The organism is Arthrobacter sp. ISL-85 (assembly GCF_018613675.1).
Taxonomy (GTDB): domain Bacteria; phylum Actinomycetota; class Actinomycetes; order Actinomycetales; family Micrococcaceae; genus Arthrobacter.
In genome coordinates this window covers 13,639-29,202 of record NZ_JAGGPQ010000020.1, presented here as the reverse complement: position 1 = coordinate 29,202, position 15,564 = coordinate 13,639, and the positions used below count along the sequence as shown (strand labels likewise).

At 65.6% G+C, this 15,564-nt stretch carries 11 protein-coding genes and 2 riboswitches; of the genes, 4 read left to right on the top strand and 7 right to left on the bottom strand.

Annotation, left to right across the window (positions count from 1 at the left end; all coding sequences use genetic code 11):
• Positions 1-73: 73 nt before the first annotated feature.
• Positions 74-331: a DUF6458 family protein gene (locus J7I84_RS15725; protein ID WP_141158415.1), complete on the bottom strand. Its 258-nt coding sequence runs from the start codon at positions 329-331 to the stop codon at positions 74-76.
• A gap of 173 nt (positions 332-504) precedes the next feature.
• On the opposite strand from J7I84_RS15725, the gene J7I84_RS15720 reads away from it, so the two are divergent.
• From J7I84_RS15720 to J7I84_RS15710, 3 genes are all read left to right on the top strand, one after another.
• A complete protein-coding gene (locus J7I84_RS15720) occupies positions 505-1,122 on the top strand; it encodes an alpha/beta hydrolase (RefSeq protein ID WP_214945482.1) in 618 nt (205 codons plus the stop codon).
• A 201-nt stretch (positions 1,123-1,323) separates the two neighbouring features.
• Complete coding sequence (locus J7I84_RS15715; protein WP_214945611.1) at positions 1,324-2,061, top strand: HAD family phosphatase; 738 nt, start codon at positions 1,324-1,326, stop codon at positions 2,059-2,061.
• Between the two features lie 143 nt (positions 2,062-2,204).
• Positions 2,205-4,550 (top strand): glycoside hydrolase family 65 protein, encoded by a 2,346-nt coding sequence (locus J7I84_RS15710; RefSeq protein WP_214945481.1) that lies wholly within the window; start codon positions 2,205-2,207, stop codon positions 4,548-4,550.
• A gap of 13 nt (positions 4,551-4,563) precedes the next feature.
• On the opposite strand, the gene lipA is transcribed toward J7I84_RS15710, so the two are convergent.
• The 6 genes from lipA to gcvP all read right to left on the bottom strand — a co-directional run bounded on the left by lipA (position 4,564) and on the right by gcvP (position 13,191).
• Positions 4,564-5,577 (bottom strand): lipoyl synthase, encoded by a 1,014-nt coding sequence (lipA, locus tag J7I84_RS15705; RefSeq protein ID WP_214945480.1) that lies wholly within the window; start codon positions 5,575-5,577, stop codon positions 4,564-4,566.
• Positions 5,578-5,623: 46 nt separating this feature from the next.
• On the bottom strand, positions 5,624-7,063 hold the full coding sequence (locus J7I84_RS15700) for an L-serine ammonia-lyase (RefSeq protein WP_214945479.1): 1,440 nt from the start codon (positions 7,061-7,063) through the stop codon (positions 5,624-5,626).
• A 316-nt stretch (positions 7,064-7,379) separates the two neighbouring features.
• A complete protein-coding gene (gene glyA, locus J7I84_RS15695) occupies positions 7,380-8,711 on the bottom strand; it encodes a serine hydroxymethyltransferase (protein WP_311381152.1) in 1,332 nt (443 codons plus the stop codon).
• Positions 8,708-9,091 carry a glycine cleavage system protein GcvH gene (gcvH, locus tag J7I84_RS15690; protein ID WP_214945478.1) on the bottom strand — a complete coding sequence of 128 codons (384 nt, stop codon included), beginning with the start codon at positions 9,089-9,091 and terminating at the stop codon, positions 8,708-8,710. The genes glyA and gcvH overlap by 4 nt, the downstream gene beginning before the upstream one ends.
• A gap of 125 nt (positions 9,092-9,216) precedes the next feature.
• Entirely contained in the window at positions 9,217-10,329 is a 1,113-nt protein-coding gene (gene gcvT, locus J7I84_RS15685; RefSeq protein WP_214945477.1) for a glycine cleavage system aminomethyltransferase GcvT, read from the bottom strand.
• A 9-nt stretch (positions 10,330-10,338) separates the two neighbouring features.
• Positions 10,339-13,191, bottom strand: coding sequence for an aminomethyl-transferring glycine dehydrogenase (gene gcvP, locus J7I84_RS15680; RefSeq protein WP_214945476.1), 2,853 nt, complete (start codon positions 13,189-13,191; stop codon positions 10,339-10,341).
• A 153-nt stretch (positions 13,192-13,344) separates the two neighbouring features.
• A riboswitch (glycine riboswitch) is annotated at positions 13,345-13,444 on the bottom strand.
• Positions 13,445-13,757: 313 nt separating this feature from the next.
• A riboswitch (glycine riboswitch) is annotated at positions 13,758-13,855 on the top strand.
• Positions 13,856-14,008: 153 nt separating this feature from the next.
• On the opposite strand from gcvP, the gene cycA reads away from it, so the two are divergent.
• Positions 14,009-15,520, top strand: a complete 1,512-nt coding sequence (cycA, locus tag J7I84_RS15675; RefSeq protein ID WP_214945475.1) for a D-serine/D-alanine/glycine transporter — start codon at positions 14,009-14,011, stop codon at positions 15,518-15,520.
• Positions 15,521-15,564 lie beyond the last annotated feature (44 nt).

Below are 15,564 nucleotides of genomic sequence, written 5' to 3'. Positions count from 1 at the left end.
AATGCATGTACGCTCCAGCCCGGCTCGTCGGGTTCAGTGGTTACCCAGGGCCGCCGCCCTGGTCCTGGTTGGGTTAGATGCCGCCGTCGCGGCTTTCGTGGCGGGTGATGCGCTCGCCGGTGTTGGGATCGATGACGGAGCGGGACTCGCTCACCCGGCGGCTGCGGCCGGGGGAGGCCAGGATGAGTGAAGCGATCAATCCGATCACGCCCACGGCCATCAGGATGTAGCCCACCAACTGCTGGTCTACGAAGGGGATCAGCCCGGGAGCAACCGCCCAGGCAAGGATGGCCCCAAGGGCGATGAGGAAGATTGATGAGCCGATTCTCATGACTTGCTCCTTATGGCCGCGTCCTGCGCGGCCCTGGTAGGGCATTACGGAAGGGTGGTGCCTGCACTGCCAAAAGCTAAGCCTGCTGTCTGTCAAGCGTCACGCTACCTCCCAGTGATTCCGGATTCAATCATTCCGCCGGGGCGGCGTGCTTCCGTCGGTAGGCTTGACCAGTGGAAACAGTTGTTTGGTCCAAACCGGAAGACCAGCGTGCCGGCACTCCCTTGCTGGTGATGATGCATGGATACGGTACGGACGAGTCCCGGATGGTGCGCCTCTTCGAGTACCTGCCGCCGGAGTTCACCTTCGCCGCACTACGGGCTCCGATGCCCATCGGCGACAGCTGGGGCTGGTTCCTGCTGGACTACTTCCTGGCCAACGACTTCGCGGATGTCATTTCGGCCGCCAACGCGGTGCGGGCATGGATCAGCTCCGTCCAGGGCCAGCACAGCAGCGTGACCCTGATGGGGTACTCCCAAGGCATGGCGATGGCCAGCACGCTCCTGCGGCTGCACCCCGATGACTACAAGGCCGTTGTGGGGCTGTCCGGATTCGTACTCAACAACGAACTCCTCTCAGTGACGGATTCCTTTGCAGTGAAACCGCCTTTCTTCTGGGGCCGGGACAAGGCGGACCTGGTGATCAATGAGGACGCAGTGGACTACACCGCGGAATGGCTGGAACAGAACACGCGGCTGACGGCCCGTACGTATCCGGGAATGGGGCACGCCATGTCCAAAACCGAGATGGTGGACGTCAGCGCCTTCCTGCGCCACTACGTGCTGCGCTGAACGTGTAGCCGCCGCCGGCCGTGGGTGCGAAAAAACAGTTGCCAGCGAAATTTGCAAGCGCTTACACTCGTCTAGGCCATGATCGGTCCTGCAGTGGGCGGACAAGGAAGTGATGCTGCGCGCATGAAGAGCAGCAGAACCCTCCTTCAGGCTGCCCGGCAGGGCCGGCTGTCCACCAACCGAAAGGACACCGCACTGCCGATGACACTGGAAACTGCAGCTGAGGCCGCCGACTGGACCGGCGCCAAAGCAATCCTGTTCGACCTGGACGGGGTCTTGACGCCCACTGCTACCGTGCACGAGCGTGCGTGGCAGGAACTGTTCGACGGGTATTTGTCCTCCCGCCCGGATGTACCCGGATACCGGGAAAGCGACTACTTCGACCACATCGACGGCAAGCCCCGCTTTGACGGGGTACGCGACTTCCTGGCTTCCCGGGGGCTCACGCTGCCGGAAGGCCCGCTGGACGATCTCCCCGCGCACGAAACTGTCCAGGGCCTGGGCAACCGGAAGAACGCGATCTTCAATGAGATCGTGAGTGCCGGCGTCGAACCCTTCCCAGGCTCGGTGCGCTTCCTCGACGCCGCGCTGGAGCGCGGTCTCAAGGTCGCCGTCGTCTCATCCTCCCGCAACGCCCCCGCTGTCCTGGAAGCCGCTGGACTCAGCCCTCACTTCGCAGTGGTGGTGGACGGGGTGGTGGCCGCGGAGCAGGGCCTGCCCGGCAAGCCCAACCCGGCCACCTACGAATACGCGGCCAAACTGCTGGACCTCTCCAGCCCGGAGTGCGTGGTGGTGGAGGACGCAGTGTCAGGAGTGCAGGCCGGACACGCGGGATCGTTCCATTCCGTCATCGGGGTGGACAGAGGAGCCGGGCGGCAGGCGCTGATCGACGCGGGAGCCACGCTGGTGGTCAACGACCTTCAGGAACTCATTCCCTAAACCCGTGCATCAAAAAACGCCGGTTGCCTTCCCCGGGCAACCCTGCTGCTTCCCCGGCAGCACCCCATCCCAGTACCGCCCTTCCCCCGAATAATCTGTGCCGGCCAGCCCGGCAGTACAGCAAGGCCAAAAGGACCCCAACCATGGCATTGATTACCGCGGACCGCGAACGGTTCCCCGACACTCCCTGGCAGCTCGTTGAATCGCGCTACGAAACCGATGGCGCTGGAACCCTGGAGACCCTGTTTGCCCTGGGAAACGGGCACCTGGGCATCCGGGGCGCCCACTGGGCGGCGGCCGATGCCGAACTGCCGGGCAGCTTCATCAACGGCCTGCACGAAATCTGGGACATCAAGCACGCCGAGAACGCCTTTGGGTTTGCCCGGACGGGCCAGCGCATCCTCTACATCCCGGACGCCAACAACTTCACGGTGGTGGTGGACGGCGAAAGCCTCAGTCTCGCCGAATCGGAGGTCATTGACTACCGGCGGGCCGTGGACTTCTCCACCGGGATCTACGAATGCCGGATCAGCTGGCAGTGCCGGTCCGGCGCCACGGTGACCACCACTGAACGCCGGGCGGTTGGCTACGAATCCCGTGGCAGCCTCGGCATCTCACTGGAGGTGGCTGCGGACCGGCAAATCTCCCTGGACGTCACCTCCGCAGTCATCAACCGCCAGGACCAGCCGGTGGAAGACCATTCAGTGCACGATCCCCGCCGGGCCGGCCGGCACGCAGGGCGGGTGCTGCTCCCCGTGCGGCTCGACGGCGGCGACGGCTCGCTGCGGCTGTCCTGGGAGGCGGCGGAGTCCAAGCAGCGGGTGGGCATCGCGGTGGACCACTGGACCTCCGCCGGGCACCAGCCGTTCGAAACGGTGGTGGACCAGGACGACAGCACCGTCCGGTATGTCCTTGCAGTTGAAGCCGACGATCCGTTCCGACTGGAAAAAAGCGTCAGCTACGCGGCCGGCCGCACCATCCAGGACCCGGACGTGGATGCCGCGGCCGTGGCCGAGGAAGCCCTCCGCCCGGTGAATGACATCTTTGCCGAGAGCATGGCCCACTACCGCGGATATTGGGCCACTTCGGACATCGTGGTTGCGGGCGGCCGGCCCGGGCTTCAGCAGGCCATCCGCTGGAACCTGTTCCAGCTGGCCCAGGCCACGGCGCGCGCCGATGTTGCCGGCATTCCCGCCAAGGGCGTGACGGGATCTGGCTACGAGGGGCACTACTTCTGGGACCAGGAGGTGTACCTGCTGCCGTACCTGACCTACACCAATCCCGACGGCGCCCGGCACGTCCTGGAGTTCCGCCACGGCATGCTTCCGGAGGCCAGGATCCGGGCCAAGGAACTGAGCGTTGACGGCGCCCTCTTCCCGTGGCGCACCATCAACGGGCTTGAGGCAAGCGCCTACTACGCCGCCGGTACGGCCCAGTTCCACATCGCGGCCGCGATTGCCTTTGCCACCAACAGGTACCTCTGGGCCACCGGCGATGCGGCGTTCCGGGATGGAATGGGCGCTGAACTGCTGATCGAAACCGCCCGGATGTGGATCTCCCTGGGCTTTTTCGGCAAGGACGGGTTGTTCCATATCCATGGCGTCACCGGCCCTGATGAGTACACGGCAGTGGTGAATGACAACCTGTATACCAACGTCATGGCCCGCTTCAACCTCCGCGCAGCCGCGGCGCTTGAGCATGCCGGCATCACCCAGGAGGAGCGCCAGCTGTGGGAGGCTGCCGCCAAGCGCATGCAGCTGCCGTTCGATGACCGGATGCAGGTGCACTCCCAGGACAACGACTTTATGACCCTGGAGGCCTGGGACTGGACCACGCCGCGGTCCAAGTACCCGCTGCTCCTGCACTTCCACCCCCTGGTGATCTACCGCCACCAGGTCCTCAAGCAGGCGGACACGGTCCTGGCCATGTTCCTGCAGTGGCAGGACTTCACGGCCCAGGAAAAGCAGCGCGCCTTCGACTTCTACGATCCCATTACCACGGGCGACTCCACCCTCTCCACCTGCGTGCAGGGCATCATGGCGGCGGAAGTGGGCTATTCGAGGGAAGCCCTGGAGCACTTCACCAACGCCGTGTTGATCGACATGGACGACACGCACGGCAACACCATCGACGGCGTGCACATTGCCTCTACCGGGGGAGTGTGGAGTTCGCTGGTGTGCGGGTTCGCGGGAATGCGCGACCAGGGCCCGCTCCCGTACTTTGATCCACGCCTGCCCTCCGAGTGGGAGGGGCTGACCTTCCACCTGAAGATCCGGGGCCGCCTGCTGCTGGTCCAGCTTGAAGCCGGTTCCATCACACTGACGGTCCAGGACGGGGAGCCGCTTGAGGTGGACGTCCGCGGCCAGCGCTTGATGGTGGGCAACGACCCTGCGCGGGTGCCGCTGGAGCCCGTCGTGGAGCCCGAGCCCACGGTGTTCCCCAGCGGATTGCCGACGGCGAGCATACCCGTGGTGCGCGGCCACAGCTAAAGCTTCGTCCGGGTTAGCCTGCGAGGAGGGTGCTGGCTTCCTGGCGGGTGGTGCCGGAGTCCTGGATGCCGTCGGCGATGTGGGCGAGTTCGGCGGGGATGTCGCGACCTTTTTTTCGCATGGCGGTGGCCCAGAGGCGGCCGGCGCGGTAGGAGGAGCGGACCAGGGGGCCGGACATGACGCCGAGGAAGCCGATGTCTTCGGCTTCGTGCTGGAGGTCCACGAATTCCTGGGGTTTGACCCAGCGGTCCACGGGCAGGTGCCGTTCGGACGGGCGGAGGTATTGGGTGATGGTGATCAGGTCGCACCCGGCGGCGTGCAGGTCGCGGAGGGCTTCGGAGATTTCCTCGCGGGTTTCGCCCATGCCCAGGATGAGGTTGGACTTGGTGACCATGCCCAGGTTCCGGCCCTGGGTGATGACGTCCAGGGAGCGTTCGTAGCGGAACGCGGGGCGGATCCTCTTGAAGATCCGGGGGACGGTTTCGACGTTGTGGGCGAAGACTTCGGGCTTGGAGTCGCAGATCGCCTGGATGTGGCCGGGGTTGCCGGAGAAGTCGGGGATGAGCAGTTCCACGCCGGTGCCGGGGTTCAGTTCGTGGATTTTGCGGACGGTTTCAGCGTAGAGCCAGACGCCTTCGTCTTCGAGGTCGTCACGGGCCACGCCGGTGACGGTGGCGTAGCGGAGGGCCATGGACTGGACGGAGCGGGCCACCTTGGTGGGTTCGAACATGTCCACGGGGGAGGGTTTGCCGGTGTCGATCTGGCAGAAGTCGCAGCGGCGGGTGCATTCGGAGCCGCCGATCAGGAAGGTGGCTTCCTTGTCTTCCCAGCATTCGAAGATGTTGGGGCAGCCGGCCTCCTCGCAGACGGTGTGCAGGCCTTCCTTCTTCACCAGGTTCTTCAGGCCGACGAACTCCGGGCCCATTTGGACCTTGGCCTTGATCCACTCCGGCTTGCGCTCCACCGGGACCGCAGCGTTGCGCTGCTCGATCCGCAGCATCTTCCGGCCTTCAGGTGCCAGGGTCATGATCGTGTTTCCTTTGTTTTCGTGGGGAATCGGGGCGTGCTGGGTGTCAGCATTCGACGACGTTGACGGCGAGGCCGCCCATGGCGGTTTCCTTGTATTTGGAGGACATGTCCTTGCCGGTTTCGCGCATGGTGATGATGACTTCGTCCAGGGAGACGCGGTGGGTGCCGTCGCCCCAGAGCGCCATTTTCGCGGCGTTGATGGCCTTGGCGGCGGCGATCGCGTTCCGTTCGATGCAGGGGACCTGGACCAGTCCGCCGATCGGGTCACAGGTCAGGCCCAGGTTGTGTTCCATCGCGATCTCCGCGGCGTTCTCCACCTGCGCGGGGGTGCCGCCCATGACCTCGGCCAGGCCCGCGGCGGCCATCGAGGACGCCGACCCGACTTCGCCCTGGCAGCCCACCTCGGCCCCGGAAATCGAGGCCTGTTCCTTATACAGCACCCCCACGGCGCCCGCGGCGAGGAGGAACCTGACCACCACGGCCTCCCGGTCGGCCTGGCTGGCCTGGTCCATGCCCGGGGCGAAGTGCAGGGCGTAGAACAGCACCGCCGGGATGATCCCGGCCGCCCCGTTCGTGGGGGCGGTGACCACCCGGCCGCCGGAGGCGTTCTCCTCGTTCACCGCCAACGCCACCAAGTTAACCCACTCCTGCCAATACCTCGGGTCGAACGGGCCAGCGTCCCAGGGAGCGTCCGGGTCCTCGTCCCGGCCGTCCGCGCACTCCTTCTGCAGCCGCTCGTACCAGTCCGGGGCGCGGCGGCGGACCTTCAACCCGCCCGGCAGCACCCCCTCACGCTTCAGCGAGGCGGCCACGCAGTTCTCCATCACGGACCAGATCTGCAGCAAACCCGCCCGGATCTCCTCCCCGGACCGGGAGGCTTTCTCGTTGACCAGCATCACGTCCGCGATGCCCAGCCCGGTCACCGCGCAGTGCTCCAGCAGTTCCGCGGCGGTCCGGAACGGGTGCGGCAGTACCTCTTTGGAGGCGTCCAGTTCCTGCTGCGCCGCGTCCTCCTCACCCTCCCGGACAATGAACCCGCCACCGACCGAGAAGAACGTCGCCGCGTGCAGCACATTCCCGCCGGCGTCGGTGACGGTGAACGTCATCCCGTTCGTGTGCCGCGGCAACACCGTCAAGGGCCGCAGCACCATATCGCCCACCCCATACCGCAGCGGGACAGTACCTGCCAGATTCAGGGTCCCGGTCTCCGCGATGCTGGCCAGCCGCTCCTCCACCTGCTCCGGGAGGATCAGCTCCGGATGAAACCCCTCCAACCCCAACAGGACCGCAGTCATCGTCCCGTGCCCATGCCCCGTCGCGGCCAACGACCCATACAAATCCACCCGCAACGAGGCAACATCCGCCAGCTTCCCGGACACCGTCAGCTCCTCAGCAAACACAGCAGCAGCCCGCATCGGCCCCACAGTATGAGAGCTCGAAGGCCCAATACCGATCGAAAAAAGATCAAAAACGCCAACAGCCATGCGAACGGTTCCTAACTAGACAGGTGGTTGGGGGTGGAGCGGGCAGGACATCCTCTGCGGGCTCGGTCGCGAAGACGCCCGCTGAGCGGACGTGACGCTCCCTTAGACGCCCGCTGCCGGATGCCCCGCCCACTCCGCAGGTACGTCACCGAGGCGACTTGCCCACGAGGGGACGGCGGAGCCGGACTTTTCGAAAGCGTGCGTCAAAGCGACGAAGGAGCAGCACGCGTGAAAATGCCCGGTCCGCCGGTCCCGGGGCCAGCCACGGAGCACGCGGAGGATGCCGGGCCCGCCGGGCCCACGGCGGGCACGGGACTTAGGACAGGGGTGCCAGACCTGGGTATAGCGGGTGCGCCAAAGCCAGTGCCTCGACGCGGTGACGAAGGCCGGAAAGGTCCGCGTCGGCGTCGGCGATCAATGCTTCAGCGATGATGTCTGCAACCTCGCGGAAGGCATCTTCGCCGAAGCCGCGGGTGGCCAAGGCGGGGGTGCCGATGCGCAGACCCGAGGTGACCATCGGCGGACGCGGGTCGAAGGGAACGGCGTTGCGGTTGACGGTGATGTCGATCGCGGCAAGCCGGTCTTCCGCCTGCTGCCCATCGAGTTCGCAGTTGCGCAGGTCCACCAGGACCAGGTGCACGTCCGTGCCGCCGGAGATCACGGAAATTCCCTTGGCCGTCACGTCCGGCTGGACCAGGCGCTCGGCCAGGATGCGGGCACCGGCCAAAACGCGCTCCTGCCGCTCGCGGAACTCCTCGGACGCAGCGATCTTGAACGCCACGGCCTTGCCGGCGATGACGTGCTCCAGTGGGCCGCCCTGCTGGCCCGGGAACACGGCCGAGTTGATCTTCTTGGCGATGCCGGCGTCGTTGGAGAGGATGATGCCGCCGCGCGGACCCGCGAGGGTCTTGTGCGTGGTGGAGGTGACCACGTGGGCGTGCGGGACCGGGGAGGGGTGCAGGCCTGCGGCCACGAGCCCGGCAAAGTGCGCCATGTCCACCATGAGGTAGGCACCCACGGCGTCGGCAATCCGGCGGAACTCAGCGAAGTCCAGCTGGCGGGCGTAGGCCGACCAGCCGGCAACGATCAGCTGCGGCTTGTGCTCCTGGGCGAGCCGTTCCACCTCGGCCATGTCGATGGTGTGGGTGTCTTCGCGGACCTGGTACGGGACCACGTTGTAGAGCTTGCCGGAGAAGTTAATCCGCATCCCGTGCGTCAGGTGGCCGCCGTGGGCCAGGTTCAGGCCCATGATGGTGTCGCCGGGCTTGATCAGCGCGTGCATCACCGAGGCGTTGGCCTGCGCGCCGGAGTGCGGCTGGACGTTGGCGAACTCCGCGCCGAACAGGGCCTTGACCCGGTCGATGGCCAGCTGCTCGATCACGTCCACGTGCTGGCAGCCGCCGTAGTAGCGCTTGCCGGGGTAGCCCTCGGCGTACTTGTTGGTCAGCACCGAGCCCTGCGCCTGCATGACTGCGGCGGCGGTGTGGTTCTCCGACGCGATCATTTCCAGGCCGTCGCGCTGGCGTCCCAGTTCGTCGTCGATCTTTGCCGCGATCTCGGGGTCCAGGGCAGACAGGTCTGCGTTCAGGCTGGGGGAGACCACCTGCTCGAAGGCCACGGTGCCCGTAGCGGAAGAAGCGCCGCTCACAGTTCGCCGCCGTTTGCTTCGGCGTATTCCTGTGCGGACAGCAGCGGGCCCTCTTCGCTGACAGTGACCTTGAAGAGCCAGCCGGCGCCGTAGGGATCGTTGTTGATTACCGCGGGGTCGCTGATTGCGCCGTCATTGACTTCCGTAACCTCGCCCGTCACGGGGGAGTAGAGGTCGGAGACGGACTTCGTGGACTCGATTTCGCCACAGGTCTCGCCTGCGGTCACCGTGGAGCCAACCTCGGGCAGGTCCACGTACACAATGTCGCCCAGCGCCTCGGCGGCAACAGCGGACACGCCCACCACGGACGGGCCGGAGCCGTCAGCGGCGATCCATTCGTGCTCGGCGGAGTACTTCAGTTCAGCGGCAACTTTAGCCATGGTGCGTTTCCTTAAGTTTGGGGTTCAAGAGTGGAGAGCGTTCACGGCGGGGTTGGCATCGGGCAGCGTGCGTCAAAGCGAGGAACGAGCAGCACGCAGAGGATGTCAGCCCCGCCGGCGCCGGGCTATTTTTGGCGCTTGTAAAAGGGCAGTGCGACGACTTCGAAGGGCTCAGCCTTGCCGCGCAGGTCCACGTCCAGGGCGGTGCCCAGTTCGGCGTGTTCGACGTCGACATAGGCCAGTGCAACAGGGTAGCCAAGGGTGGGGCTAGGCTGGCCCGACGTCACCTCGCCCACTACGTTGCCGTCCTTAAGGACGGGGTAGCCGCCGCGGCCGGCACGGCGGCCCTGGCCTTTCAGGCCCACCAGCATGCGCTTTGAGCCGGCTTCCTTGGCAGACTCCAGGGCTGCCCGGCCCACGAAGTCGCCTTCCTTGGACTTGAGCGCCACCACAGGGCCCAGGCCGGCATCGAATGGTGAACGCTCGAGCGAGAGTTCGTTCCCGTACAGCGGCATGCCCGCCTCAAGGCGGAGCGAATCGCGGGATGCGAGGCCACAGGGGACAACGCCGAACTCTTCCCCGGCCTGGGCAATGGACTCCCAAAGGGAAGAAGCGCCTTCATTCGGGAGGAAGAGTTCAAAGCCGTCTTCGCCGGTGTAGCCGGTGCGGGCCAGGATGACCTCGTGGCCGGCCACGTTGACTTCATTGAACGCGTAGTACTTCAGGCCGGTGACCAGGGCGTGCTGCGACTCATCCGTGAGCTTGAGCAGGATGGCCTCGGCCTTGGGTCCCTGGACTGCGACGAGCGAGGTTGCCGCCGAAGCGTCCTCCACCGTCACATCGAAATTGGCTGCGCGTTCGGCGAGGGCGGCGGCCACGGTGGGGGCGTTACCGGCGTTGGGAACCACCAGGTACTTCTCATCGCCGAAACGGTACGTGATGAGGTCGTCGATGATGCCGCCGTCTTCACTGCAGATCAGCGAGTACTTGGCTTTACCGTCCGCGATGGCGGACAACTTACCCACCAGGGCGTAGTCCAGGAACGCGCCGGCCTGGGGCCCGGTAACCCAGACTTCGCCCATGTGGGATAGGTCGAACAGCCCGGCGGCGTTGCGGACGGCGTGGTGTTCGGCCAGTTCGGAGCTGTATTTGAGCGGCATCTGCCAGCCACCGAAATCGGTGAAGGAGGCGCCAAGCTTTTTGTGCTCTTCGTAGAGAGCGGTGTAGTTCTCACTCATGGGGGATCCTTAGTTTTCGAACTCGGACAGCGGCGGGCAGGAGCAGATCAGGTTCCGGTCTCCACCTGCGCCGTCGATGCGGCCCACCGGCGGGAAGTACTTGTCCTGCTTGAGGTGGTGGACGGGGAAGACAGCCTGCTCACGGCTGTACTGGCGGGTCCATTCGGAGTTCACGACGGCGGACGCGGTGTGGGGTGCGTTGCGCAGCGGAGAATCCTGGACGGTGAAGTCGCCGTTGGCCACCTGGTCGATTTCCTTGCGGATGGTGATCATGGCTTCGATGAAGCGGTCGATCTCGGCCAGGTCCTCGGACTCGGTGGGCTCCACCATCAGCGTGCCCGCCACGGGGAACGCCAGGGTGGGGGCGTGGAAACCGAAGTCGATGAGGCGCTTGGCCACGTCCTCCGCGGTGACGCCGGTCTTGGCGGTGAGTTCGCGCAGGTCCAGGATGCATTCGTGCGCCACCAGGCCGCCTTCGCCGGTGTAGAGGACCGGGAAGTACTCGTTCAGGCGCACGGCAACATAGTTCGCCGCGAGCAGGGCTGCCTTGGTGGCCTCGGTGAGGCCTTCCCCGCCCATGAGCTTCACGTACGCCCAGGAAATGGGGAGGACACCTGCGGAGCCGAAGTTCGAGGCGCTGATGGCCACGCCGTGGCCTTCCTGATGGGCTGCCTTGTTGGCGTCGCCGGGCATGAAGGGCGCCAGATGGGCTTTGGCTGCCACGGGTCCGACGCCGGGGCCGCCGCCACCGTGGGGGATGCAGAAGGTCTTGTGCAGGTTCAGATGGGACACGTCACCGCCGAACTTGCCGGGCTGGGCCAGGCCCACCAGGGCGTTCAGGTTGGCGCCGTCAACGTAGACCTGGCCGCCTGCTGCGTGGACAGCATCGCAGATCTCGGTCACGTCCGCGTCATAGACACCGTGCGTGGACGGGTAGGTGATCATGATCGCCGAGAGGGCATCCTTGTTCGCCTCGATCTTCGCGTGCAGGTCCTCGTGGTCGATCGTGCCGTCTGCGGCGGTGGCCACGACGACGACCTTCATGCCGGCCAGTACTGCGGAGGCCGCGTTCGTGCCGTGGGCCGAGGCCGGGATCAGGCAGACGTTGCGCTGGGTGTCGCCGTTGGCACGGTGGTAGCCGCGGATGGCCAGCAGGCCGGCGAGCTCACCCTGTGATCCGGCGTTCGGCTGCAGCGACACCTGGTCGTAGCCGGTGATTTCCGCCAGGTCGGCTTCCAGGCCACTGATCAGTTCACGCCAGCCCTTTGTCTGGGACTCGGGGGCGAAGGGGTGGATGGAGGCGAACTCCGGCCAGGAGATGGCTTCCATCTCGGCGGTGGCGTTGAGCTTCATGGTGCAGGATCCCAGCGGGATCATGGTGCGGTCCAGGGCCAGGTCCCGGTCCGAGAGCTTCCTGATGTAGCGCAGGAGCTGGGTTTCGGACCGGTGGGTATTGAATACCGGGTGCTGCATGTACTCGGAGGTACGGAGCACCTCTGTGGGCAGGTCGAAGCCCTTCGCGTCCACCACGGGACCGGCACCGAAGGCGACGGCGATCGCGGACAGGATTTCCGGCGTCGTGGTTTCATCCGTGGAGACACCGATGGTGTCGGCGTCGATGTAGCGCAGGTTGATGCCGCGTGCTTCGGCCGCGGTGATGACCTTGGCGGCCTTGCCGGGAACGGAGACCGTGACAGTGTCGAAGAACGTCCCGGTGGCCAGTTCCCGTCCGGCGACCTGAAGGGTGGTGGCGAGGACGCGGGCGTTGTTGTGGACGCGCTCGGCGATTGCCTTCAGCCCGTCGGGGCCGTGGTAGACGGCGTAGAAGGAGGACACGATGGCCAGCAAGGCCTGCGCGGTGCAGATGTTGGACGTGGCCTTCTCGCGGCGGATGTGCTGCTCTCGGGTCTGCAGCGCCAGGCGGTAAGCCGGGAGGCCGGCGTCGTCCTTGGAAACACCGACCAGGCGGCCGGGCATGGAACGCTCCAGGCCTTTCGCCACCGCCATGTAGGCGGCGTGCGGGCCGCCGAAGAACAGCGGGACGCCGAAGCGCTGGGTCGAGCCGACGGCGATGTCGGCACCCTGCTCACCCGGAGGGGTGATCAGGGTCAGGGCCAGGAGGTCGGCGGCCACGGTGACCAGCGCGCCGCGCTCCTTGGCTTCGGCGATGACGCCTGCGTGGTTGAAGACGCGGCCGGAGACGCCGGGCTGCTGGAGCACGATGCCGTTGATGGCACCTTCAGGGAGGCCCTTGGACAGGTCCGCGACTTCAACCTCGAAGCCAAGCGCCTCGGCGCGGCCCTTGACGATGGCGATGGTCTGCGGCAGCACGTCGGCGTCCAGGACCGTCTTGCCGTCGCGGGCGTCCTTGTTCTTGTTGGCGCGGCGCATCATGAGGACGGCTTCGGCCACGGCGGTGGCTTCATCCAGCAGGGAGGCGTTGGCGATGGGCAGGCCCACCAGGTCCTGGACCATGGTCTGGAAGTTCAGCAGCGCCTCGAGCCGGCCCTGGGAAATTTCCGGCTGGTACGGCGTGTATGCGGTGTACCAGGCCGGGGCTTCCAGGATGTTGCGGCGGATCACGGCGGGGGTGATGGTGTCGTAGTACCCCTGGCCGATCATCTGGACAGCTGTCTTGTTCTTGGCGGCCAGCCTGCGCAGTTCTGCAAGCACCTCAACCTCGCTCAGCGCACCTTTGAGCGCAAGCGGCTTGGACTGGCGGATCGAATTGGGAACGGCGATGTCCACCAGCCCGTCAACGCTGTCGTAGCCAACGGCCTTGAGCATGGTGTCTACGTCAGCCTGGCGGCGTGCACCGATATGCCGGTCTGCAAAGGCAGACGGATGGGATTGAATCGTCATGAGGAACTCCAGGTTCGGCCGGCCACGGGTGGCACGGCATGGATCGGGTCCCTCCCCGCTCTGTATTGGACCTGAGAGATTCCGCAGACCCGTCATGGGCCAGCTTGCACCGTCGGTGAGCGCTGCCGGAGCAGCACTGCTTTCCAGAGTCGCCTCGCCGTGACGGTACATGGGCCTGAGAGATTCCTGGGGAGGATTTGCTCCTACGGCGCCTGCCCGGTGATGGCCGGGAGAACTCTCCCGCCACAGCTCGAAAGGCATATTGAAATGTGGGTGATTCGGCTCACAAGGTACAGGCAAAGCAGGGCCCGAGGCAAATCCGTCCGTCACGAAGCATGCCCGGAAAGCATTAAGTGGGTGGTGTAACTCCGGGCTTGACTTTTGTTCGTGACGGACACCACACTGAACCCCGTGATCTGGCCGGGCCACGGAACTGGCTCAACGACGCTGGGCGCTCCGTTCGCCGGCCGGAATCACCGGAGGGGTCCACCACCCATCCTGCGGGATAACCGCGCCAAAGTGGATGCCCCCTGATAACTGAAGACCGATTTACCAAGCAACGCTTTTGACCTGCGGCGGGAGAGCCCTGCCGGTACGTTCAGCAGGCGCCGTAGGAGCAAATCCTCCCCAGGAAACTCTCAGGCCCCCGTACCGCCGCGGTGAGGCAACTCTGGAAAGCAGCCAGGCCCTGTCCTGGCTCACCGACGGTGCAAGCACGCCATCCCGGCGAGTGGAAACTCTCAGGTCCCAGACAGAGCGGGGAGGAAATCCAATCTTTGCGACACCCCGGGTGCCGCTCGAACGATGGAGTTCCTCAATGACGACCCATTCCCCGACGTCCCCCGGCGGCGGAGCCCCGCACCTGGAGCGGCAGCTCAGCAACCGCCACATCCAACTGATCGCCATCGGCGGCGCAATCGGCACCGGCCTGTTCATGGGTTCCGGCAAGACCATTTCCGCTGCCGGCCCCTCGGTGATCTTCGTGTATATGATCATCGGCTTCATGCTGTTCTTCGTGATGCGCGCCATGGGTGAACTGCTGCTCAGCAACCTCAACTACAAGTCCTTCAGCGACTTCGCCGCAGACCTGCTGGGCCCGTGGGCCGGCTTCTTTACGGGCTGGACCTATTGGTTCTGCTGGGTGATCACCGGCATCGCCGATGTCATCGCCATCGCCGGCTACTCCCGCGAACTGTGGCCCGGCGTGCCCCTGTGGATCCCCGGCCTGGCCACCGTGGCCATCCTGCTCCTGCTGAACCTCACCACCGTGAAGGCCTTTGGCGAGACAGAGTTCTGGTTCGCGCTGATCAAGATCATTGCCATTGCCGCGCTGATCGTCGTTGGCCTGTTCATGATCTTCACCGGTTTCCAGTCCGACGCCGGCCCTGCCACCTTCACCAACCTGTGGAGCCACGGGGGGTTCTTCCCGAACGAGTTCATGGGCTTCGTAGCCGGCTTCCAGATCGCCGTGTTTGCGTTCGTGGGCATTGAACTGGTGGGCACCACCGCCGCCGAGGCCAAGAACCCGGAGCGGAACCTGCCCAAGGCGATCAACTCCATCCCCATACGCGTGCTCCTCTTCTACGTCGGTGCCCTCATCATCCTGATGGCTGTCACGCCGTGGACCCAGTTCCAGGCCGGCCACAGCCCGTTCATCGCCATGTTCTCGCTGGCGGGCCTGGGCGCCGCGGCCACCGTGGTTAACCTTGTGGTGCTGAGCTCCGCAATGTCCTCAGCGAACTCCGGCATTTACTCGACGTCCCGCATGGTGTTCGGCCTTGCCCAGGAAGGCGACGCCCCGGACGTCTTTGGCAAACTGTCCCGGCGGAAGGTGCCCCAGAACGCACTGTTCCTTTCCTGCGTGCTGCTGCTGTCCGGCGTCGTCCTCATGTATGCCGGCCAGGACGTGGGGAAGGCCTTCGACATGGTGACCACCGTCTCCGCCGTCTGCTTCGTCTTTGTCTGGTCGATCATCCTGGCCAGCTACATCGCCTTCCGCCGCCGGCGCCCGCACCTGCATGAGGCCTCGAAGTTCAAGATGCCCGGCGGTATCGCCATGGTCTGGGTGGTCTTCGCCTTCTTTGCCTTCGTGATCTGGGCGCTCACCACCCAGGCCGACACCCTGGTGGCGCTGCTGGTCACCCCCGCGTGGTTCGTGATTCTGGGCGCGGCATGGTTTGTCCTCCGCCGCCGGCCCGCACACCAGGCCCGTTTTGCCGCGTTCCAGGCTGAACTGCAGGCAGACCAGGCCTTCACCGACGGCGCATCCGGCAAAGCCGGACGTCAGGGTGCCGCCGCAGCAGCGGGGGAAGAGCGGGTCAGGCGGTGATCGGCACGGACTCCCGTACGTCGGAGGACAGCAGCTCCGGGACC

Excerpts from the sequence above, each read along its gene's own strand:
- J7I84_RS15725 (WP_141158415.1), bottom strand. The coding sequence starts at position 331 with ATGAGAATCGGCTCATCAATCTTCCTCATCGCCCTTGGGGCCATCCTT.
- J7I84_RS15715 (WP_214945611.1), top strand. The coding sequence starts at position 1,324 with ATGACACTGGAAACTGCAGCTGAGGCCGCCGACTGGACCGGCGCCAAA.
- J7I84_RS15710 (WP_214945481.1), top strand. The coding sequence starts at position 2,205 with ATGGCATTGATTACCGCGGACCGCGAACGGTTCCCCGACACTCCCTGG.
- lipA (WP_214945480.1), bottom strand. The coding sequence starts at position 5,577 with ATGACCCTGGCACCTGAAGGCCGGAAGATGCTGCGGATCGAGCAGCGC.
- J7I84_RS15700 (WP_214945479.1), bottom strand. The coding sequence starts at position 7,063 with ATGGCTGTTGGCGTTTTTGATCTTTTTTCGATCGGTATTGGGCCTTCG.
- gcvH (WP_214945478.1), bottom strand. The coding sequence starts at position 9,091 with ATGGCTAAAGTTGCCGCTGAACTGAAGTACTCCGCCGAGCACGAATGG.
- gcvT (WP_214945477.1), bottom strand. The coding sequence starts at position 10,329 with ATGAGTGAGAACTACACCGCTCTCTACGAAGAGCACAAAAAGCTTGGC.
- gcvP (WP_214945476.1), bottom strand. The coding sequence starts at position 13,191 with ATGACGATTCAATCCCATCCGTCTGCCTTTGCAGACCGGCATATCGGT.
- cycA (WP_214945475.1), top strand. The coding sequence starts at position 14,009 with ATGACGACCCATTCCCCGACGTCCCCCGGCGGCGGAGCCCCGCACCTG.